We start from the raw sequence: 19,846 nt of genomic DNA on the forward strand, positions 1-19,846 counted from the left end.
GGAGTACACATGCCTGTCAGCAACTACCAATTGGTCACCGCCTGGAAGCAGGTGTTGACCCTCTCCAAGCTTGAGCCCGGCCAGACCGTGACCATTCTGACCGGTGCCGCGACGCATCCCCAGACCCTGGCATGCGCCCTGATCGCCACCCAGGAGATGGGCGCGATTGTCAACCGGCTGGACCTGCCACCCGTCAATGGCGAGAAGGCGCACAGTCGGGACAGTCTGGCTTATCTCGGCACCACGCCGCTCACGGGCAACCCCGCCGCCATCGCTGCGCTGACCGCCAGCGACCTGGTGCTCGATTTGATGACGCTGCTGTTCTCCCCAGAGCAACACGCCATCCTGTCGACCGGCACCAAGATCCTGCTGGCCGTCGAGCCGCCCGAAGTCCTGGTGCGCCTGGTACCGACCGAGGCGGACCGGACGCGTGTGAAAGCGGCCGCCGCCCGCATCGGTAAAGCCCGGGAAATGCACATCGTCTCTGCCGCGGGCACAGACCTGCGCTGCAAGCTGGGTGAATTTCCCGTGATCAGCGAGTATGGTTTCGTGGACGAACCTGGCCGCTGGGATCACTGGCCTAGCGGTTTTGCCCTGACGTTCCCGGACGAGGGCGGAACCAACGGCACCATCGTGATCGACAAAGGTGACATCCTGCTTCCGCAAAAGAGGTATTGCAGCGAACGCATTGTCCTGACCGTGGAGAACGGCTACGCCACCAAGATAGAAGGCGGCATTGATGCTGAATTGTTGAACGATTACATGGCCGCCTTCAACGATCCGGAGTCTTTTGCGATCTCCCACATTGGATGGGGTCTGCAATCACGCGCGCGCTGGTCCACGCTGGGCCTGTACGACCGCGAGGCCACGATTGGCATGGACGCTCGTGCCTTTGAAGGCAACTTCCTGTTCTCGCTGGGACCTAACAACGAGGCCGGTGGCAGCCGCACCACCACTTGCCACATCGATATTCCCCTGCGCAAGTGCACCGTTCGTCTCGATGGCGAAGACGTTGTACGCGAAGGCAAGGTTTTGGACCAATGAAAGGCGCTTTAAATATGCACATCGACCTCCCCACCTACGCGAAGCAGGGCTTTGGCGCTGAGCTCCCGTTGCAAGCGCCCTACGGCCTGCTGATCGTCGATTTCGTCAACGGTTTTGCCGATCCTGAAATTTTTGGGGGCGGCAACATCCCCTCAGCTATCGCCCATACGGTGCCGCTGTTGCAGGCGGCACGCGAGCGAGGCTGGGCCATTGCCCACAGCCGCATCGTCTACGCGGACGACGGCGCCGACCACAACATCTTCTCTCTGAAGGTCCCTGCCATGTTGACGCTGAAGGAGCAGGAACACCGCAGCGCCATCGTGCCCGAACTGACACCGGCCGCCGGTGAACTGGTCGTCCGCAAGACGGTGCCCTCCGCCTTCTTCGGTACACCGCTTGCCCAGTGGCTGACCCAGCGGGGGGTGCAAACGCTGGTGGTGACGGGCGCGGTGACCAGCGGTTGTGTACGTGCCAGCGTGGTGGATGCCATGTCCTGGGGTTTCCGCCCGGTCGTCCTCAGCGACTGTGTTGGCGACAGGGCCATCGCGCCGCACGATGCGAGCATCTTCGACATGGGGCAGAAATACGCCGCCGTGATGACGCGCGACGAGGCATTGACAAGGTGTCAGCCGACGGGATCACGCATCGCCTGAACGAAGGCCCGCAACGTTCTACCTCAACTTGAAGAGTCTCTTCGCGCTGTCTCGCCCTCCGGGACACGCCGAGGAGGTGGCAAGCGGCGACTATCGCCCCTGCCCAATCCATCTCATCACAACACAGATTCTTTTCTTCAATCTATTAGCACTGGGAATTCAGGGCCGCGGTTAGACCACTGAATCCGGCATGGATAGCCCGAAAAAGCTTTCAATTTTTGGTGTGTTTGAAACCGCGGCGGATCAGCCCGACGTCTTCATGGTTGAAGGACTTGCTGTGAGTGTCCGTTTGATGTGGGCAGCGACCCAGGGGGCATGAGCACACCGGCACAAAAAAAGGCGATCACTTCAGCAACGCCGATTCTGTCCAGCCGACAAATTGACAACAACAATTGCCAGCGATATGGCGCACACGATAAGTGGCTTGACTAGTCATTCAGTCGTCAAGAGTGGCGAGCCCGACACGGGACCGTCATTGAACGCCAGATGCGCTTTTTCCTGGAAGAAAATTAGGGGCCCCGCTTCCAAGCGCCATTTTGTACCGACAGAAGGAAACGCGCCCTGCGAGTATCCGCGTGAATACCGCCACCTATTCGCATTCCAGATACACCTCAGTGGCATCGCAAATCCTCCAGCCACTTTTGCTGGGACGGACACTTTCGATGTTCGCTGCCCCCGGACCCGGCCAACCGGAGACCTTCGACAGGTCAACTGCGTATTCCGGTCTGCTTAACCATCTGTGCCGGTAATCGCTGACCAGCCATCCTACAACTTCTGGTCTTGACCATGTTGGCTGATAACGTACCCGGCAGAGCGACTTGGTACGATCAGTCAAGCAATAGACATTTGCCTAGATGGCAGAATACGGCCACAACCGGCCGTTCGCGTCCGGATCAAAAATCGCCTCAGACCCAAAGATGTTGAAACATTTCGCCAAAGGCCGCTATGTAATCATTGGTGCTTCGGGAGCCGGAAAGTCCACCCTCCTAACGGCGTTGAGTGACCTTGGATATGCCACGGTCCCGGAAGCTGCCCTCGCCATCGTCCGAGAACAGCAGGAGAGCAACGGCAGTATTCTTCCTTGGGTGAATCGCCCAGCATTCATGGAAGAGGTTCTCAACCGCAACATCCGCAACCACCTGGCTTCTCAGTCCTTGCGGGAACCCGTTTTCTTTGACCGAGGCATCCCGGAATGTTTGGCCTGGATGCAGTTGTCGGGCATGGCCTTAGAGCCTCGTCATTTGGCCGCGCCCGCTCAGTACCGCTATGCCCCAATGGTATTTGTGGCAGAACCTTGGCCAGAGGTGTACGTTCGCGATGCCGAGCGCCAAGCAAGCTTCGAGCGGGCAACTCGCTCCTATGCGCCAACTGTGGCGGCGTATGTCGAGGCTGGGTATTCGACCTGCGTCATTCCAAAGATGTCTGTGCAGGCGCGCGCGTCGTTCGTCCTCAAACAAGTGGCGAACATGATGTAAAGCAGAATACGGCCAGGAGCAGGCGTTCGCGGAGGGCGGCTTTCCGGTGTTCCACTAGATCACGAGACGAGGCTCCGACGCAACTCATCGAGCAGCCATCGTCCCGCCACGCCGAGCGCACGATCTCGTCGGTGCGCCGCGTAGATCGTCAGGCCTTCTGGAGGAGTCGGATCTTCGTGAATCTCAATCGCCGTGAGTGCCCCGGCGGCGATCGACGTCGCCACGAGGTGCTCTGGCATGCGGCACCAACCGAATCCCGCTAACAGGAAATCGAATCGACGACCGAGATCGACGAATCGCCAAAGTCTGGTGCCGGCCACGCCGTAATTTGCGCTGCCTGAGTCGACTGGATCCGACAGGATCAATTGGACGTGCGGCGCGAGGTCGCCCTCGGTCGCCGGACGCCCCAACGAGGCTAGAGGGTGACCGGGCGAGACGACCGCGCGCATGGGAGCGCGCAGCAACGGATAGGCAGCGATGTCCTCAGGGACGGCAGGCAGCAGCAAGCAGAGGGCCATGGCCGCCGAACCACTGCGAAGCCGCCGCAATGAACCGCCCAGCCCTTCGGTCGAAAAGTGCACGGGGAGATCGGGAAAGGTCACGCTGAGCGCGCGTAGGCTGTCAATCAACGGTGCGGTCGGCACCAGGGGATCGATCACGATCGTCAACTCTGGTTCTACACCTGCCCGCGTGCTGGCTGCAACGGCCTCGAAACGAGTGGCGCTTGCGAGCACCAACCGGGCTTGATCAACCAACACGCGACCCACTTCGGTCAGGCGGGGGCGGTGCCCTCGGCGGTCGAACAGTTCGACGCCTTGGAGCCCCTCAAGGTTGGCGACGGCTTGGCTGATCGCCGACTGCGCGCGCCTGAGTTCGCGGCTGGCCGCTGAAAAACTGCCCGCGTCGGCGATGGTCACGAGGACACGCAATTGGTCAAGGGTGAGGCTGCCTATCATTTTCCATCTCCAAAACAGATGGAAAGTATCTTACTTTTATCTCTTCCATAGAAGCCTGGTGGAGCCTAAATTACTGTCACCGGCTCCGCTTGTTGCCTGGAAACTTGCTAGCCGCTGAACCTTTTGCTGCCCATCCACCAGCAGCCCACCTATCGCTCACCTACTCCGAAAGAAAGAAACTTCCGATGACCCAGCTTCTCGTTGTTGAGACCAGCCCGCGCGGCGGGCAGTCCGTCTCGCGTCAAATGACCCAACGCTTCCTCACGGCATGGCGCATAGCAAATCCGGAAGGTCACATCGTGCATCGCGATCTCGTCGACTCCGGGCTCTCGTTCGTTACAGCGCCCTGGCTGCAGGCTTACTTCACGCCGCCCGCAGATCAATCGCAAGCGATGAAGGAGGAGCTCCGCCTGTCCGATGAGCTGGTCGCCGAACTGCTCGCGGCCGAGCACCTTGTCATCGCGACGCCGGTCTACAACTACAACGTCCCAGCCTCGCTCAAGGCGTGGGTGGATCACATCGTGCGCAAGGGCGCGACGCTCGGCTTCGACGGCCGGGGTCTTCTCAAAGGCAAGAAGGCGACCCTGCTGCTGGCCTCGGGCGGCGTCTACACCGAGGGATCGCCTATCCGGGATCGTGACATCGCGACGCAGTACCTTCGGCTCATCCTCGGCGTTATCGGGATCCAGGACGTCACCGTGGTGGCGGGCGGCGGGGCGAAAGCCGTCGACCTGCATGAGCAGACGATGGATGGATTCCTCGCCGCGCTGCAGCCGCAGATCGATCTCGCTGCGAGAGTTGAAATCACCCGCCAATCCTGAGGCTGGCGTCAGGGCTTTGCAGGCATTCTGGGCGTCGCCGCTCCGGTGACCGCTTAAGTGGTTTAGATCACAGATGACCCTGCTGTTTAACGAATCGGAAGACGAATGGCATGCCATTGAATCCGAACTCTACGGAAAAAGTTATCGCGCCTCCCAGATCAAATAGCCAGATAGGGAAATTGATCTCTTATCCGAATTTTCACGCTGCCAACGTCAAATGGGATCACACCCTGAGCGGACTCGCCTCAAACAAGGAATCAAAGCCGCCCTCCGCCCGTTTGACCATCACCGCCTCCGGCACCTCCGAGTTCAAGTCCAGCGGTTGGGTGTATAAACAGAACCCCCCGGTCCCGCGCCCATTTTTGTAAGACAAGCGCAGGTCCCGGTCACCACCAACCAGTCAGGCGCCTGTGAGCGCCGCAACACCAAGGAATTTCAAGCATGGGCGCGCAGTGGAAAGCAAAAGGCAAGGAACTGGCCGCAAATGCCAAGGGCAAGGTATTTGGCAAACTGGCCAAGGAAATCATGGTCGCGGCGCGCAGCGGGGCCGATCCGGCCTTGAACGCACGTTTGCGGCTGGTGGTGGAGCAGGCCCGCAAGGTCTCCATGCCCAAGGACACCCTGGAGCGCGCCATCAAGAAAGGCGCGGGCCTGACGGGTGAGTCCGTGCATTTCGAACATGTGATTTACGAAGGTTTCGCGCCGCACCGCGTGCCTGTCATGGTCGAATGCCTGACCGACAACCTGAACCGCACCGCGCCTGAAATGCGCGTCTTGTTCCGCAAGGGGCAACTGGGCACCTCCGGCTCGGTGTCCTGGGATTTTGACCACGTGGGCATGATCGAAGCCGAACCGGCCGCCCCGGATGCCGATCCCGAACTGGCCGCCATTGAAGCCGGCGCGCAGGACTTCGAGCCCGGCGAGGAAGACGGCACCACCCTGTTCCTGACCGATGCGGCCGACTTGGACCTGGTCAGCCGCGCCTTGCCGGCCCAGGGTTTTAGCGTCCTGTCCGCCAAGCTGGGCTACAAGGCCAAAAACCCGATTGACCCGGCAACCTTAAGCGCCGCGGAGCTGGAAGAAGTGGAGGCTTTTCTGGCCGCCATCGATGCCAATGACGATGTGCAGACTATTTTTGCCGGCCTGGCGGGTTAAGACTACGGCGATTGAATTCAAAGCAGGCCACGCAGCCTGTTTGAAGCTCTGATTCCGGCCACGGCCAAATCATGGAAAATCGAGCCCTGTTTGATACCGACTCGCGTTAATTGAAAAAAAGATAGCCATGAACGAAGCCACCCAACTCCCTCCCCTGCCCGACCACCTGTCGATTGACCCGCGCAGCCCCCATCACGTTGCCGCCGTGTTTGAACACGACATCGGCATTCGTTTCAACGACAAGGAACGTTCGGACGTCGAGGAATATTGCATCAGCGAAGGCTGGGTCAAGGTGCCCGCAGGCAAGGCGCTGGACCGCAAGGGCCACCCGCTGCTGATCAAGATCAAGGGCAAGGTCGAGGCGTTTTACAAATGAAAACGGCTTTTTGCCGTTTATTTGTAAAAATTTAAGCCAATAAGGCCTACAGCCCAAGCAGCGCGGGCGCAAGCAGCTATTAAAAGAAGAGCACCCCGACCGACCGAAGGTCAATTGTCGGCGACAGTCGCGCCAGCAATGGCATGGCGCGCGAGCGAAGCGGCGACAAAGCCGCCGCGTTTCATGCGGGTGACAAAATCATCGAGAAAGGCGGCCGCTGCAGCGCTGCGCGTTCTCGGCATGGCCATCGCCTGGTTGATCACCATGAAGCGCTCGCCCAGCAGGCGCACCCCGCCGACACGATGGGCGTCCGCTTCCAGCCCCTGCTTGACGCCGGACGCCACTTCCAGGCCGTCCTTGCGCATGGCATCGACCACGGCCTCCGAGGTTGGCACCTGCACCAGCGTTGCGTGCTGGATGTTCCGCTGCAGGTACAGGCCGTAGGCACTGCCGGCGCCCATCACGATGCGCGTGCCGGCGCGGTCCACGTCCGCATTGGTCTGGATAGTCGAGCCTTCGGGAACGAGGTAGTAGCCCTCGATCTGCACATAGGCCGGCGTGAAATGTGTGGTTTCGGCACGCAGCGGATCAATCGCCATGAAGCCGATGTCGGCCTCGCCACTGGCCAGCGCAGCGACCGATTTGGCGGCGGTGTCGAACTGCAGGAAATCCACCGCCACGCCCAGCTCACGCGCGAATTCACGCGACAGGTCGATGGTGACGCCAGCAGGCTTTTCCGGGGCCGTGTGGCTGTGCGCGAGCACCGGGTTGCCCATGTTCAGCGAAGCGCGCAGCCTGCCCGCAGGTGCGAACTCTTTGGCCAGATCAGTCATCGAGGAACCCTCCCTTGTAGAAACTCCACGCGGTGCCGTCGTGCAGATAAAAATGGCCGTCGGCGCAGTCGTCCTTGCCGGGAAAGAACTCCCGGTGCGCCTTGGGAACAAGACGCTCAAGCTGCGCGTCGGAGAGTTCGTCGAATTCTTCAGGGGTGATGGGCTGCCCGACCCGGAGTTTGCGTTCCATGGGCGCCATCTTAGACGCCCTCAGCCCCCATCAGCGCGCGCACATGCGCCGCCGTGCCGCTGGCCAGGCCCTCCATGCTGTAGCCCCCTTCCAGGACGGACACCACACGGCCATCGGCGCTTTCATCGGCCACCTTCATCAGCTCGCGGGTGATCCAGTGGTAATCGTCGTCGGTGAACTGCAGTCCGCCCAGCGGGTCCAGCTGATGCGCATCGAAGCCCGCGGAGATGATCAGCAGCCCGGGCGCGAACTTGCGCAGGGCCGGCAGCAACTGGTCTGTCATGGCGGCGCGGAAGGCGGCTGAACCCGTGCCCCGCGGAAAGGGCACATTGACGATGTTCCCGGCCACGCCGGTTTCATGGCGCGCGCCGGTGCCGGGATAAAACTGCGACTGGTGACAGGAGCCATAGAAGAGGTCGGGATCGTCGTAAAACGAGTTCTGCGTGCCGTTGCCGTGGTGCACATCGAAGTCCACCACCGCGACACGCTGGATGCCGTGTTTCTCGCGCGCATGTATCGCGGCAATGGCCGCCTGGTTGAACACGCAAAAGCCCATGGCCTGGTCCGCCTCCGCGTGATGACCGCAAGGGCGTGTGGCGCAAAAAACATTGCTCGCCTGTTTGGACACCACATCGTCCACACCGGCGCAGGCCGCGCCCACACAACGCATCACCGCCTCCAGCGAGCCCGGCGACAGGATGGTGTCACCGGCATCCAGCGCTCGGTAGCCCTCGGTCGGCGACGCCGCCTGCACTTTTTCCACGTAGTCAGGCGTGTGCACATGCAACACCTGCTCGAAGGAGCCCAGCGGCGCATCGCGCCAGACCGCGCCCGCAAATTCCGGTGTCTTCAGTGCCTGCAACACGGCTTCGAGACGCTCGGGCGACTCTGGGTGCTGCGGGCCGGGCTTGTGGTTGAAGCAGGCTGGGTGGCTGTAGATCAGGGTGGTCATGGTGATCGCAATATGTGGATACCCATGATAGCGAAGCTGCCTCCTGCGCGAGAAGGCAGCTTGCTTCAGCCTGCCAAGCCGCCATTCAATCCGGGGGATTCATTCAGCGGTCTGCACGCAAGCCAAGTTAGACGCCTGACCAAATTGAAAAGCCCAAGCGCTTCAGGATCTCTTGAAAGGTGCTCATCATTGCTCCTCCAGGATTTATCTTTCGCTGGATGATCTTCGGCAATGTCATTGCCAGCTGATGCCATGGGGCGGGTCCATGGAAGAAAACCCGCTTTTGCCTGGGCAAGAGCGGGTTTTCAGTTTCTTCATGCATCAAACAGGCCATCAGCCCGCATACAGCTTGCGCAAGCAGCTATTAGAACGATAGCGTTTGCGTCGCCTGGCTACTTAATGCACGACGCGGTCGAACTTGAACACGCCGGGCTGCAGCACCGGATCGACATCGACCGGGATCACACTCTTGGGCGGAAAATGCCCTTCCAGCAGCAGCTTGGACAGCGGGTTTTCAATCCGCTGTTGAATCGCCCGTTTGAGTGGCCGCGCGCCATACACCGGGTCGAAGCCGACCTTGGCCAGCTCGCCAATCGCCGCTTCCGACACCTCCATCGCCAGGTCCATCTTCGCCAGGCGCGCTATCAGCACCTTGAGCTGGATGCGGGCGATGGACTCGATGTTTTTCGCGTCGAGTGCATGGAACACCACAATCTCGTCGATACGGTTCAAAAACTCCGGGCGGAAGTAGTTCTTCAGCTCGTCCGTCACCGCGTCCTTGATGTCTTCCGTGTCGGCGCCGACCATGGACTGGATGATGGGTGAACCGATGTTGCTGGTCATCACAATCACCGTGTTCTTGAAGTCCACGGTGCGGCCCTGGCCGTCGGTCAGGCGGCCATCGTCCAGCACCTGCAGCAAGACGTTGAAGACGTCCGGGTGGGCTTTTTCGACCTCGTCGAGCAGCAACACGCTGTAAGGCTTGCGGCGCACGGCTTCGGTCAGGTAGCCGCCCTCTTCGTAACCCACATAACCCGGGGGCGCACCAATCAGGCGGGCCACCGAGTGTTTCTCCATGAACTCGCTCATGTCGATGCGGACCAGGTGCTCTTCGCTGTCAAACAAAAAGCCGGCCAGTGCCTTGCAGAGTTCGGTCTTGCCGACACCCGTGGGGCCGAGGAACAAAAAGCTGCCGGTCGGCCGATCCGGATCAGAGAGGCCCGAGCGTGAGCGACGGATGGCGTTGGCCACCGCACCTATGGCTTCGTCCTGGCCGACCACACGTTCGTGCAGCTTGTCTTCCATCATCAGCAGCTTGTCGCGCTCGCCCTGCATCATCTTGGCCACGGGAATACCTGTGGCGCGGCTCACCACCTCGGCGATTTCTTCGGCACCAACCTGGGTGCGCAGCAAGGTGGGCGCGCTGGTTTCGCCCTTTTTGTCTTCGGTGTCCTGCGCTTCTTTCAGGCGTTTTTCCAGCTCGGGCAGCTTGCCGTATTGCAGTTCGGCCACCTTGTTGAAATCACCCTTGCGTTTGAGCTCCTCGATCTGGAAACGTGTCTTGTCGATCTCTTCCATCACGTCCTTGGAACCCAGCGCGCGCGCTTTCTCGGCCTGCCAGATTTCGTCCAGGTCAGAAATTTCTTTCTGCAGCTTGGTGATTTCTTCCTCGATCAGGTCGAAGCGTTTTTGCGAGGCTTCGTCTTTTTCGCGGCGCACGGCTTCGCGCTCGATCTGCAGCTGGATCAGCCGGCGGTCGAGTTTGTCCATGACCTCGGGCTTGGAGTCCATCTCGATCTTGATCTTGGCCGCAGCCTCGTCGATCAAGTCGATCGCCTTGTCGGGCAAAAAACGGTCCGTGATGTAGCGGTGCGACAACTCGGCCGCGGCGACTATGGCCGGGTCGGTGATCTGCACGCCGTGGTGCGCTTCGTATTTTTCCTGCAGGCCACGCAAGATGGCGATGGTCGCTTCCACTGTGGGTTCACCCACCAGGATTTTCTGGAAGCGGCGCTCCAGCGCGGCGTCTTTTTCAATGTATTTGCGGTATTCATCCAGGGTGGTCGCGCCCACACAATGCAGCTCGCCACGCGCCAGCGCGGGTTTCAGCATATTGCCGGCGTCCATCGCGCCTTCGGCCTTGCCGGCACCCACCATGGTGTGCAGCTCGTCGATAAAAACAATGGTCTGGCCTTCGTCCTTGGCGAGTTCTTTCAGCACGGTTTTCAGGCGCTCCTCGAACTCGCCGCGGAACTTGGCACCAGCCAGCAGCGCGGCCATGTCCAGGCTGAGCACACGTTTGCCTTTGAGCGACTCCGGCACTTCGCCGGCCACGATGCGCTGGGCCAGGCCTTCAACAATCGCGGTTTTACCCACGCCAGGCTCGCCGATCAGCACCGGGTTGTTTTTGGTGCGGCGCTGCAACACCTGGATGGCACGGCGGATTTCATCGTCGCGGCCAATCACCGGGTCCAGCTTGCCCTTGCGGGCGAGTTCGGTCATGTCCACGCAGTATTTTTTGAGGGCTTCGCGCTGGCCTTCTGCCTCGGGGCTGTCCACGCCCTGGCCGCCACGCACAGCCTCAATCGCCACCTCCAGCGCCTTGCGGCTCAGGCCGGCTTCTTTGGCGATCCGGCCTGCGTCGCTTTTGCTATCGGCCACCGCCAGCAAAAACAGCTCGCCGGCGATGAACTGGTCACCGCGCTTGATGGCTTCTTTTTCAGTCGCTTGCAGCAGCTTGCCAAGCTCAGGCCCGACCTGGATCTGGTCCTGGCCCTGCACCGAGGGCAGCTTTTTGATGGCCGTCTCGGCAGCGGACTGCAGGGCCGCGACATTGACACCGGCGCGCTGCAGCAGCGCTTTCGGACCGTCGTCCTGGCCCAACATGGCGGCCAGCAGGTGAACCGGCTCGATATAGGCGTTGTCGTTACCCAGCGCCAGCGACTGGGCATCGCTGAGCGCTTCCTGAAATTTAGTCGTGAGTTTGTCCTGGCGCATGGGGCGTCCTCCAAAATTGATTGTTATGGATCTGAGGCTAAACCAAAGCTTTTTCAATACCCCTGATGGCTATCAGGTCTGGAAACCGCTCGCTTATCCGCCGCCTCGCCTGCCGGCTGCGGTCTAGAATCTTCTGTATGAACATACACCAGCTTTCCATCCTCTACGTGCTGGAAGAAGACCGTTTGTTGATGCGGATCAATGGCAAGGACGGTAGTGGCGAGTTGCGTGCCTGGTTGACCCGGCGCCTGGCGCTGGCCCTGCTGCCCGTGCTGAACCACACCACCGTCGAACAGATGAAAAAGCTGGCTGGCCCGGCAACCCCCGCGGCCAGCCTGGACGAGCAGCGCAGCCAGTTGCTGTCGGCGTTCCAGACCGAAGCCTCGCTGCGCACCGGGGATTTTGAGACCCCTTACGAAGAACCCGCCAAACAAGCCCATGGCTTGGCCATGGGCCCGGCGCCGCTGCTGCTGACCGAAGCCAAACTCACGCTGATGGCCAATGGCGAGTTGCGCCTGCAGGTGTTTGAAAAAATCCCGGGCCAGGAAGCCGTGCGCAACTTCCAGCTCATGATGGAGGCGCCGCTCAGCCATGGCTTGCTGCAGTTGCTGCACCAGGGATTGAATGCCGCGCGCTGGCTGGATGCGCCAGCCGCGCCGGCCACGCCCGAAGCAGTGGCCAGCCCCGCGGATGCGGCCGAGCTGCTGGCCACGGACCTGGCCAAGCCCAAGTACCTGAACTGATGCTTACCCAGGCTTGGGCGCTTCCAGCGAAAAGCCGGCGACTTTTTTGTAGTGTTCTGAAATCTCGCGCAGCTCCTGCTGGCTGATCAACTCGTCGATGCTGCCAAACGGTTTGCCGCCGCTCAGTTCATCCACCTTGATGTTGATGAAATCGGGTGGCACCGAGCGATTCGTCAACACGATCTGGGTGCTTGGCCCCAGGCGCAGTTTTTCGTAAGCCAGCAGCGCGGCACGCGCGTCCTCACCGGCGCCGGCATGCTGGGCCAGTTGTTCGGCCAGCGTGCGGCCGTCGATGATGGCCTGGGCCGAGCCGTTGGAGCCGCGCGGGTACATCGGGTGCGCGGCATCACCCAGCAAGGTCACGCGGCCAAACGTCCATTGCGGCACCGGGTCTTTGTCGACCATGGGGTATTCAAGGATTTGTTCGGCATTGGCGATCAGCGCCGCCACGTCCAGCCAGGGGAAACGCCAGTCCTGGAAGATGTCCAGAAAGTCCTTGGACTCACCGCGTTTGTTCCAGTCGTTCATCACCGCCTGGTCGCGCTGGATTTCGGCCACCCAGTTGATCAACTGATGGCCTTGGTCATCAAGCTGATCAACGATGGGGTAAATCACCATCTTGCCGGTGGCGATGGAGCCTATACGCAGATAACTTTTGCCAGTCAAAATCGGCTTGTGCCGTGTGACGCCGCGCCAGGTGTTGATGCCGGCAAACGCGAGCTGCTCGTCCGGATAGAACTGGCGGCGCACGGTGGAGTTGACGCCGTCGCAGGCAATCACCACGTCGGCCCGCACCGACGGTAAAACCGCGCCGCTGGAGCTTTGTATGAAATGCACGGTGGCGCCGCTGTCATCCTGGTCCAAGCCGGTGCAGCGGTGGTCGGTGTGGATGACACCTGGCCCCAGGCGCTCCAGCGCCGCTTCGTACAGCAGCCGATGCAGCTTGCCGCGCGGAATGCCCAGTTCGGGCAGCGCGTAGCCGGCGTGGCGGCCGCGCGGCTCTTTGTAGATGAACTGGCCGAAGCGGTTGAAAAACACGCTTTCCTCGTTCGGGATGCCGACCGCTTCAAGCTGGTCCTGCAGACCCAGCGCCGCCAGCTCACGCATGGCGTGTGGCAACAAGGTGATGCCCACGCCCAGTTCCTGGATCTGCGGCACGGTTTCAAAAACCTCGCAAGCCAGGCCGCGCTGATGCAGCGCCAAGGCCAGGCTCAGGCCGCCTATGCCGCCGCCAACAATAACAATCTTCATGGTGTTTTCTCGGGTAAACCGTTTTTATGCAGCCAAATTGGCCTTCATCCCTTATAGGACGGGCGCAATCAGCTACTTTTTTAATAGCAAATCAGGCGCGCCAACATGTCAGTCGGCGGAAATGCCTTGGGTCTTGATAAGCTGGGCCCAGCGTTTGGCGTCTTTTTCGACCAGGCTTTTGAACTCGCCCGGCGTGCTGCTGCTGGGGTCCATGCCCTGGGTCTGGAAGGCTTTTTTGACTTCGTCACTGAGCAGGATGTCCTTGATCTCGTGGTTCAGCAGCGCCACCAGCTCGGGCGCCATGCCGGGCGGCGCGAAGATGCCGTACCACATGTCCACGTTCACATTGCCGGCCTTGGCCTCGGCCAGCGTCGGCACCTCGGGCAGCAGCGGGTGGCGCTTGTCGCTGCCAATGCCCAGCGCCAGCAGCTTGCCGGCTTTCACATGTGGCAAAGCCACATGGATGGGCAAAAACATGGTGTCGATCTGGCCACCCAGCAAGTCGGTGACGGCCGGGCCGGTGCCGCGGTAAGGAATGTGGGTGACAAACACACCCGCCGTGGCCTTGAACAGCTCCATGGACAGGTGGTGCGGCGTACCCACCCCGGGCGAGCCGTAGTTGATGCGGCCAGGCGACTGGCGGGCCGCCGCCACCAGCTCGGTGGCGCTTTTGAAACCGGTCTTGGGATTGGCCACCAGGATCAGCTGGCCCCAACTGGTCAGCGACACCGGCGTCAGGTCTTTCACCGGGTCGAACGGCAGTTGCGGATACAGGCTGGCGTTCATCACCAGGGTGTTGACGGTGACCAGCAAGGTCGCGCCGTTGGGCGCGGCGCGCACCACGGCCTCGGTGCCGATGTTGCCGGAGGCGCCGGCGCGGTTGTCCACCAGCACCGGCCGGCCCAGGCGTTCGGACAAGCGAGGGCCTAGCGTGCGGGCAATCAAATCGATGCCGGTGCCCGGCGTGAAAGGCACGACCAGGCGGATGGGCGTCTGCGGCAACACCACCGCCACCGTGGGACTTGTTGTCTGCGCCAGCAGGCCGCTGCTGGCGGCGGTGGCGGCCAGCAACACCCCCAGGCGAAGGGCAAGACGGCGGAAGGAATGGGAGGTATGCTTCATGATCTGCCTCTTTGTTTGCATGCTAACCATTTTCACCAAAATCCAGGGAGGCACAATCCATGAATTCCCTTAGCCGGCCAAACGCCAGCCAGACCCCAAGACCACCTGTGCCCGCTTCTCACAACCTCTCCCAGCTTTATGCCCGCCCCGGCTTCCTCCTGCGCCGGGCGCACCAGATCTCAGCCGCCGTTTTTGAAGATGAATGCCGCAACGTCGGGCTGACGCCGGCCCAGTTCGGTGTGCTCAGTGTGTTGCGCGCCAGCCCCGGGTTGGACCAGTCCAGCCTGGCGCGGGCACTGGGTTTCGACAAGGTGACGGTGTTGCGTGTGTTGCGCGGCCTGGAAACACGCGGCCTGATAGCACGCGCACAGGCACCGGCCAGCCGGCGTAATTTGTCAATTTCGCTGTCGGCGGAGGGCTTGAGTTTGCTTAAGCAGGCGCAGGAACCGGCCGAACGTGCCTACCACCGACTGATGGCGCCGCTGAACAAAGAGCAGCAAACCCAGCTTGTGGACTTGTTGCAGTTGATGACGGTCGGGCTGGAGAGCGAGGCACGGGCAGCTTTTGTGCCGCCTGGCCAGGACAGCTCGGAAGAAAAACCCAAGCCGAAATAAAGCGGACGCTTAAGCGTTGCTGGCCTGGATGCCCCATTTGGCCAGGGCTGCGTCGTCGCTGACACGTGCGTCCACCCAGCGTGCACCTTGGTCGGTCTCTTCTTTTTTCCAGAATGGCGCCTGGGTCTTGAGGTAGTCCATCAAAAACTCGCAGGCCTGAAAACTCTGGCCCCGGTGCGCCGAGCTCACGGCCACCAGCACGATCTGGTCCAGCGGCTGCAACAGCCCAACCCGGTGGATCACGCGGGCGGCGTAGATATCAAAACGCTGCAGCGCCTCGTCAATCATGGCCTCGATGGCTTTTTCGGTCATGCCGGGGTAATGCTCCAGCTCCATGCTGCTGACGCCCAGGCCGTCATTGCGGTCTCTGACGGTGCCGATAAAACTGCAGACCGCACCCACCCGTTTGTCATCCGCACGCAGCGCGGCAACCTCATCGGCCAGGTTGAAGTCGTCGGTGGTGATCAGGACACGGGGTGAAGAAGCCATGTGTGCAATTTTGCCACCAGCCCTCGCCCAAAGCCGGCACATCCGCTAAGATTTGCGCCATGACTGGCCACCGCCCCCTTCTTGCCACCCGGACGCCCTGCTGCGTACGCGGCCATGAAGCGGCTGCCAGCCAATCAAAAAAACCGTTGCTCATTTGACCGGGGCTGCGGTTCCGTCGTCGAATGAGCGATGGAACCGCCACTTACTCCCCTGGTCTTTTGCGGACACCTTTCTCTTGTTCTGATGACGGCCTTTTTAGCCGGTCAGTTTTTTGGAAAGTGTCTTTATGCCAACCACTCAGAATCAGAATTTTTCTGGCCTCTGGCTTCCGCTTGTCACGCCGTTTGAGGAGCACCAGGTTGACCACCTGGCCCTGAAACGATTGGTGCGGCATTACCGCGCCAGCGGCATCTCCGGGCTGGTGGTCTGCGGCTCCACCGGCGAAGCCGCCGCCCTGAGCGACGAAGAACAACTGGCCGTGTTGCACACCGTGCTGGCCGAAGCACCCGGCCTGCCGGTGGTCATGGGGGTGTCGGGTTACCACCTGGGCAAAACCGCGGCGCGCATCCAGGCCCTGGGCGCGCTGGACATTGCCGGCATCCTGTTGCCGGCGCCCAGCTATATCCGCCCTTCCCAGGCCGGCCTCATCGAGTGGTTCAGCAGCCTGGCCGATGTCAGCGCGCTGCCGGTGATTCTGTACGACATTCCCTACCGCACCGGCAGCCAGCTAGACCTGGCCACCCTGCGCACGCTGGCCAATCACCCGCGTATGGCCGCCCTGAAAGATTGTGGCGGCGACCCGGCCAAAACGCGGGCCCTGATTGCCGATGGCCGGCTGCAGGTGCTGGCCGGCGAAGACGCGGCTATTTTTTCCACCCTGGTCCAGGGCGGCCACGGCGCGATTTCGGCAGCGGCCCATGTACACACGGCGCGTTTTGTGTCAGTGTTGCGGCGCATCCAGAGCGGTGACCTGGCCGGGGCCGAAACCTTGTGGCGGCCCTTGCTGCCACTGATCACGGGTTTGTTTGCCGAACCCAACCCGGGGCCGCTCAAGGCGCTGCTGGCGCAGCAAGGTCTGCTCATCAATGAATTGCGCAGCCCCATGACACGGGCATCGGCTGCGCTGGCCGAACAGCTGCAGCAGTTGGATGCGCGTGTGCGCTAGCGCCGCGCGAATCAGCCGCCGGTCACAGGTGGGAAAAAAGCAACCTCGCAGCCTTCGACCAAAGCCGCCGACTCGTTGCTCATGACTTGGTTGAGCGCCATACGCACCGCCTTGCGGCGCGCCAGGCTGTCCGCATGGGCCGGGCTGCTCGCCAGCAGTTCGTCGCGCAGGGCCGCCAGACAGGCCATTTGTAGGCCCTGTAGGCCCGCGCCGACGCCCGCCGCCGAGCCTGTATGACGCGATCTGCACCGGCACAGCTCGATACTGGACACCTTCTTGTTTCCATTGATGATTGAACTCAGAAAGAACCGCATGCGCCAGACCACCGCCCCGACCGTTGCAACGCCCCTGAAGCACCGTCCGCGCCCCGCCCGGCTCCCTCTGTCCCGCGCTGCGGCATTCGCGGCCGTGGCGCTGAGCTTCGCGTTGCCGGTCCTGCAGGCCCGCGCCGAAAACGCCTCCCAGGCCCCCCTGCCGGTGGTGGCGCACCTGGACCTCCAGCGTTACAGCGGCACCTGGTATGAAATCGCCCGACTCCCCAACTCGTTTCAAAAGAAATGCGTGAAAGGCGATGTCTCGGCCGAGTACCGCCCGCTGCCTTCCGGCGAGGTGTCGGTGCTCAACCGCTGCCGCACCGCAGATGGCAGCCTCAGCCAGGCCGACGGCATCGCCCGCAAGGTGCCGCCCCGGGCTGGCGAGGCTGAGGACGTGGGCCGCCTGCAGGTGCGTTTTGCGCCGGCGTGGCTGAGCTGGCTGCCCATGGTGTGGGGCGACTACTGGGTGATGGACATTGCCGGGGACTATTCCACGTCGCTGGTCGGAACACCCGACCGCCAATACCTCTGGCTGCTGTCCCGCCAGCCCGACATGCCGGCGGCGGAAGTTCAGCGCTGGCTGGACAAGGCGGCGGCACACGGCTTTGACACCAAGGCGGTCACACGCACGGCCGTGACCACCCAACCCTGAGCGGCGCTCAGCCGCCGGTCACAGGCGGGAAAAAAGCGACCTCACAGCCTTCGCTGAGGGCCGCCGACTCATCACTCATCACCTGGTTGAGCGCCATACGCACGGCCTTGCCGCGCGCCAGGCTGTCCGCATGCGCCGGGCTGCTCGCCAGCAGCTCGTCGCGCAGGCCGGCCAGCGTGGTGGCGGCCGTGTCGCGCAACTCGCTGCCCTGCCCGATGGTTTCGCGGATGGAGGCGAAATATTTGATGCGGACTTTCATGACAGCAGCGCCGAAAACGGAATGAACTGCACCGTGTCACCATGTGCAAGCGTCCGCCCCGCCGGGTTGTCGATCACGCCGTCGCCCCAGACCGCCGAGGTCAACACGCCCGAACTCTGGTTGGCAAACAGGTCCAGCCCGCCAGCGACATTGCGCTTGACGCGCAAAAACTCGCGGCGTTTGTCGGCACGTGGCCAGTCGAAATCTGCACGCATGGCCAGCGGCTGCGTCTGCAGCGCGCTCGCGCCCTGCAGCTTGAGTAAAAAGGGCCGCACCAGCACCAGGAAGGTGATGAAGCTGGACACCGGGTTGCCCGGCAGGCCGATGAAATGCGCCGCGCCGACTTTGCCGTAAGCAAACGGTTTGCCCGGCTTGATGGCGATCTGCCAGATAGCCAGCGAACCCAGTTGCTGCACCGCGGGTTTGATGTGGTCTTCTTCACCGACCGACACGCCGCCGCTGGTCAGGATCAGGTCATGCGCCTGGCTGGCGCTACGCAGCGCGTCCAGCGTGGCTTCACGCTGGTCCGGCACGATGCCCAGGTCGCTCACCTCGCAGCCCAGGCGCTGCAGCAAGGCGCGCAAAAAGAAACGGTTGGAGTTGTAGATCGCGCCCGGCCGCATCTGCGCCGGGGCCACCTCGCCCGGCATCACCAGTTCGTCGCCGGTGGAAAACAAGGCCACCCGTGGGCGCTTGCTCACCTGCAAGACATCCATGCCAATACTGGCCGCCAGCCCAAGCGCTGCGGGCGTAAGCAGCTCTCCTTTTGAGAGCACCGTGGCACCACGCGTGACGTCTTCGCCGGCGCGGCGAATCCATTGCGCCGGCTGCGGCGCCTGCTTGATACGTACAAAACCTGCTTGATCCGCGATGGTTTCGGTGTCTTCCTGCATCACCACCGCATCGGCGCCAGCGGGAATCGGCGCGCCCGTGAAGATACGTGCCACCGTGCCTGACTCCAGTGCGCTGCCGGCACTGCCGGCGGGGATACGCTGCGACACGCGCAGCGCCACGCTGGGGTCCAACACCTCGGCCACACGCACGGCATAACCGTCCATGGAACTGTTGTCTTCAGGCGGAACTTGCAACGCGGAGACCACGTCTTGGGCCAGCACGCGGCCGTCGGCGTCAAAGGTGGAGACAGTCTCGTGACCCATGGCGGGCGTGGCGTGGGCCAGCAGTTCGGCCAGGGCTTCATCCAGTGCACGCAGCGGTGGACGGGCTGAAGGAGTAGCGGCGGGGGTGTTCATGAATACAACTCGGGACGGTAAACAAAGCGTTCTTGATTGTCGATCAGCCAGGTGGCCAGAGTCTCGACGTCGTTCAAATCCAGTATCGGTCTGAGGGTGGTCTCCGGCAGTTGCTCCGGCGAATCGGTGGCGATGGCGACCACAAAATGGTCGTCCGGGTAACGCACCGGCTTGCCGGTGGCGGCGCGCCAGACTTCCACTTTCAGCAGGTCGCTGCTTTTGAAACCTTCCACCAGCACCCAGTCGATGCCTTCGTACAGCTCGGCAATCAGGTGATGCACGGACAGCTCGGCCGGCTGCTCGAACTCGCGGATCAGCGCCAGCCGGCTTTCGGACGCGACCACCACCTCGAAGGCACCGGCCACACGATGCCGGTAGGTGTCCTTGCCCGGGTGGTCAATGTCGAAACTGTGGTGGGCATGTTTCACAACAGAGACCCGCAAGCCGCGCTGCTTGAGCGCGGGGATCAGGCGTTCGACCAAGCTGGTTTTCCCAGAGCCGGAGTAACCGGCGAATGCGACCACGTTCATAAACA

At 61.9% G+C, this 19,846-nt stretch carries 23 protein-coding genes; 11 read left to right on the forward strand and 12 right to left on the reverse strand.

From position 1 onward, the window contains the following. Positions 1 to 9 precede the first annotated feature (9 nt). The 4 genes from R6254_RS10915 to R6254_RS10930 all read left to right on the forward strand — a co-directional run bounded on the left by R6254_RS10915 (position 10) and on the right by R6254_RS10930 (position 3,172). A complete protein-coding gene (locus tag R6254_RS10915) occupies positions 10 to 1,044 on the forward strand; it encodes a 2,5-dihydroxypyridine 5,6-dioxygenase NicX family protein (protein ID WP_318406753.1) in 1,035 nt (344 codons plus the stop codon). 14 nt (positions 1,045 to 1,058) lie between these two features. Then, the gene (locus tag R6254_RS10920) at positions 1,059 to 1,697 is read left to right on the forward strand and encodes an N-carbamoylsarcosine amidohydrolase (RefSeq protein WP_318406755.1); all 639 of its coding nucleotides are present in this window, start codon (positions 1,059 to 1,061) and stop codon (positions 1,695 to 1,697) included. A gap of 190 nt (positions 1,698 to 1,887) precedes the next feature. After that, positions 1,888 to 2,016: a hypothetical protein gene (locus R6254_RS10925; RefSeq protein WP_318406757.1), complete on the forward strand. Its 129-nt coding sequence runs from the start codon at positions 1,888 to 1,890 to the stop codon at positions 2,014 to 2,016. A gap of 598 nt (positions 2,017 to 2,614) precedes the next feature. Beyond that, positions 2,615 to 3,172 carry an AAA family ATPase gene (locus tag R6254_RS10930; protein WP_318406759.1) on the forward strand — a complete coding sequence of 186 codons (558 nt, stop codon included), beginning with the start codon at positions 2,615 to 2,617 and terminating at the stop codon, positions 3,170 to 3,172. Between the two features lie 59 nt (positions 3,173 to 3,231). Here R6254_RS10930 and R6254_RS10935 read toward each other — a convergent pair whose 3' ends face one another. Beyond that, complete coding sequence (locus R6254_RS10935; protein WP_318406761.1) at positions 3,232 to 4,128, reverse strand: LysR family transcriptional regulator; 897 nt, start codon at positions 4,126 to 4,128, stop codon at positions 3,232 to 3,234. A gap of 185 nt (positions 4,129 to 4,313) precedes the next feature. On the opposite strand from R6254_RS10935, the gene R6254_RS10940 reads away from it, so the two are divergent. The 3 genes from R6254_RS10940 to R6254_RS10950 all read left to right on the forward strand — a co-directional run bounded on the left by R6254_RS10940 (position 4,314) and on the right by R6254_RS10950 (position 6,480). Then, a complete protein-coding gene (locus tag R6254_RS10940; protein WP_318406763.1) occupies positions 4,314 to 4,949 on the forward strand; it encodes an FMN-dependent NADH-azoreductase in 636 nt (211 codons plus the stop codon). Positions 4,950 to 5,390: 441 nt separating this feature from the next. Beyond that, a complete protein-coding gene (locus tag R6254_RS10945; RefSeq protein WP_318406764.1) occupies positions 5,391 to 6,104 on the forward strand; it encodes a YebC/PmpR family DNA-binding transcriptional regulator in 714 nt (237 codons plus the stop codon). 127 nt (positions 6,105 to 6,231) lie between these two features. Continuing rightward, positions 6,232 to 6,480 carry a DUF3297 family protein gene (locus R6254_RS10950; protein WP_318406766.1) on the forward strand — a complete coding sequence of 83 codons (249 nt, stop codon included), beginning with the start codon at positions 6,232 to 6,234 and terminating at the stop codon, positions 6,478 to 6,480. A 110-nt stretch (positions 6,481 to 6,590) separates the two neighbouring features. Here the strand turns inward: R6254_RS10950 and R6254_RS10955 are convergent, their stop codons facing one another. The 4 genes from R6254_RS10955 to clpB all read right to left on the reverse strand — a co-directional run bounded on the left by R6254_RS10955 (position 6,591) and on the right by clpB (position 11,452). Further along, on the reverse strand, positions 6,591 to 7,313 hold the full coding sequence (locus R6254_RS10955) for a transporter substrate-binding domain-containing protein (RefSeq protein ID WP_318406767.1): 723 nt from the start codon (positions 7,311 to 7,313) through the stop codon (positions 6,591 to 6,593). Further along, the gene (locus tag R6254_RS10960; protein WP_318406768.1) at positions 7,306 to 7,503 is read right to left on the reverse strand and encodes a hypothetical protein; all 198 of its coding nucleotides are present in this window, start codon (positions 7,501 to 7,503) and stop codon (positions 7,306 to 7,308) included. The genes R6254_RS10955 and R6254_RS10960 overlap by 8 nt, the downstream gene beginning before the upstream one ends. A gap of 10 nt (positions 7,504 to 7,513) precedes the next feature. Continuing rightward, on the reverse strand, positions 7,514 to 8,455 hold the full coding sequence (locus R6254_RS10965) for a histone deacetylase family protein (RefSeq protein WP_318406769.1): 942 nt from the start codon (positions 8,453 to 8,455) through the stop codon (positions 7,514 to 7,516). Positions 8,456 to 8,851: 396 nt separating this feature from the next. Beyond that, on the reverse strand, positions 8,852 to 11,452 hold the full coding sequence (gene clpB / locus R6254_RS10970) for an ATP-dependent chaperone ClpB (RefSeq protein ID WP_318406770.1): 2,601 nt from the start codon (positions 11,450 to 11,452) through the stop codon (positions 8,852 to 8,854). Positions 11,453 to 11,589: 137 nt separating this feature from the next. On the opposite strand from clpB, the gene R6254_RS10975 reads away from it, so the two are divergent. Then, the gene (locus R6254_RS10975) at positions 11,590 to 12,195 is read left to right on the forward strand and encodes a hypothetical protein (protein ID WP_318406771.1); all 606 of its coding nucleotides are present in this window, start codon (positions 11,590 to 11,592) and stop codon (positions 12,193 to 12,195) included. Between the two features lie 3 nt (positions 12,196 to 12,198). On the opposite strand, the gene R6254_RS10980 is transcribed toward R6254_RS10975, so the two are convergent. Then, positions 12,199 to 13,446, reverse strand: coding sequence for a flavin-dependent oxidoreductase (locus R6254_RS10980; RefSeq protein WP_318406773.1), 1,248 nt, complete (start codon positions 13,444 to 13,446; stop codon positions 12,199 to 12,201). 108 nt (positions 13,447 to 13,554) lie between these two features. Next, a complete protein-coding gene (locus tag R6254_RS10985; RefSeq protein WP_318406775.1) occupies positions 13,555 to 14,568 on the reverse strand; it encodes a tripartite tricarboxylate transporter substrate binding protein in 1,014 nt (337 codons plus the stop codon). 107 nt (positions 14,569 to 14,675) lie between these two features. Here R6254_RS10985 and R6254_RS10990 point away from each other — a divergent pair, with 107 nt between their 5' ends. Continuing rightward, positions 14,676 to 15,182 (forward strand): MarR family winged helix-turn-helix transcriptional regulator, encoded by a 507-nt coding sequence (locus R6254_RS10990; protein ID WP_318406776.1) that lies wholly within the window; start codon positions 14,676 to 14,678, stop codon positions 15,180 to 15,182. Positions 15,183 to 15,191: 9 nt separating this feature from the next. Here the strand turns inward: R6254_RS10990 and R6254_RS10995 are convergent, their stop codons facing one another. Continuing rightward, positions 15,192 to 15,671 (reverse strand): molybdenum cofactor biosynthesis protein MoaE, encoded by a 480-nt coding sequence (locus R6254_RS10995; RefSeq protein ID WP_318406778.1) that lies wholly within the window; start codon positions 15,669 to 15,671, stop codon positions 15,192 to 15,194. Between the two features lie 286 nt (positions 15,672 to 15,957). Here R6254_RS10995 and dapA point away from each other — a divergent pair, with 286 nt between their 5' ends. Then, positions 15,958 to 16,836: a 4-hydroxy-tetrahydrodipicolinate synthase gene (gene dapA / locus R6254_RS11000; RefSeq protein ID WP_318406780.1), complete on the forward strand. Its 879-nt coding sequence runs from the start codon at positions 15,958 to 15,960 to the stop codon at positions 16,834 to 16,836. Between the two features lie 11 nt (positions 16,837 to 16,847). On the opposite strand, the gene R6254_RS11005 is transcribed toward dapA, so the two are convergent. Further along, complete coding sequence (locus tag R6254_RS11005; protein ID WP_412103159.1) at positions 16,848 to 17,099, reverse strand: MoaD/ThiS family protein; 252 nt, start codon at positions 17,097 to 17,099, stop codon at positions 16,848 to 16,850. A gap of 25 nt (positions 17,100 to 17,124) precedes the next feature. Here R6254_RS11005 and R6254_RS11010 point away from each other — a divergent pair, with 25 nt between their 5' ends. Next, a complete protein-coding gene (locus R6254_RS11010) occupies positions 17,125 to 17,802 on the forward strand; it encodes a lipocalin family protein (protein WP_318406781.1) in 678 nt (225 codons plus the stop codon). Between the two features lie 7 nt (positions 17,803 to 17,809). Here R6254_RS11010 and R6254_RS11015 read toward each other — a convergent pair whose 3' ends face one another. Genes R6254_RS11015 through mobB form a run of 3 tightly spaced genes read right to left on the reverse strand, consistent with a single transcriptional unit; the run spans position 17,810 to position 19,841 of the window. Next, a complete protein-coding gene (locus R6254_RS11015; RefSeq protein WP_318406782.1) occupies positions 17,810 to 18,061 on the reverse strand; it encodes a MoaD/ThiS family protein in 252 nt (83 codons plus the stop codon). Next, on the reverse strand, positions 18,058 to 19,311 hold the full coding sequence (locus tag R6254_RS11020; RefSeq protein ID WP_318406783.1) for a molybdopterin molybdotransferase MoeA: 1,254 nt from the start codon (positions 19,309 to 19,311) through the stop codon (positions 18,058 to 18,060). The genes R6254_RS11015 and R6254_RS11020 overlap by 4 nt, the downstream gene beginning before the upstream one ends. Further along, positions 19,308 to 19,841 (reverse strand): molybdopterin-guanine dinucleotide biosynthesis protein B, encoded by a 534-nt coding sequence (gene mobB, locus R6254_RS11025; protein WP_318406784.1) that lies wholly within the window; start codon positions 19,839 to 19,841, stop codon positions 19,308 to 19,310. Before mobB ends, R6254_RS11020 begins: the two co-directional genes overlap by 4 nt. Positions 19,842 to 19,846 lie beyond the last annotated feature (5 nt).

This window comes from Polaromonas potterensis (assembly GCF_033446725.1).
In the GTDB taxonomy this organism is placed as follows: Bacteria; Pseudomonadota; Gammaproteobacteria; order Burkholderiales; family Burkholderiaceae_C; genus Polaromonas.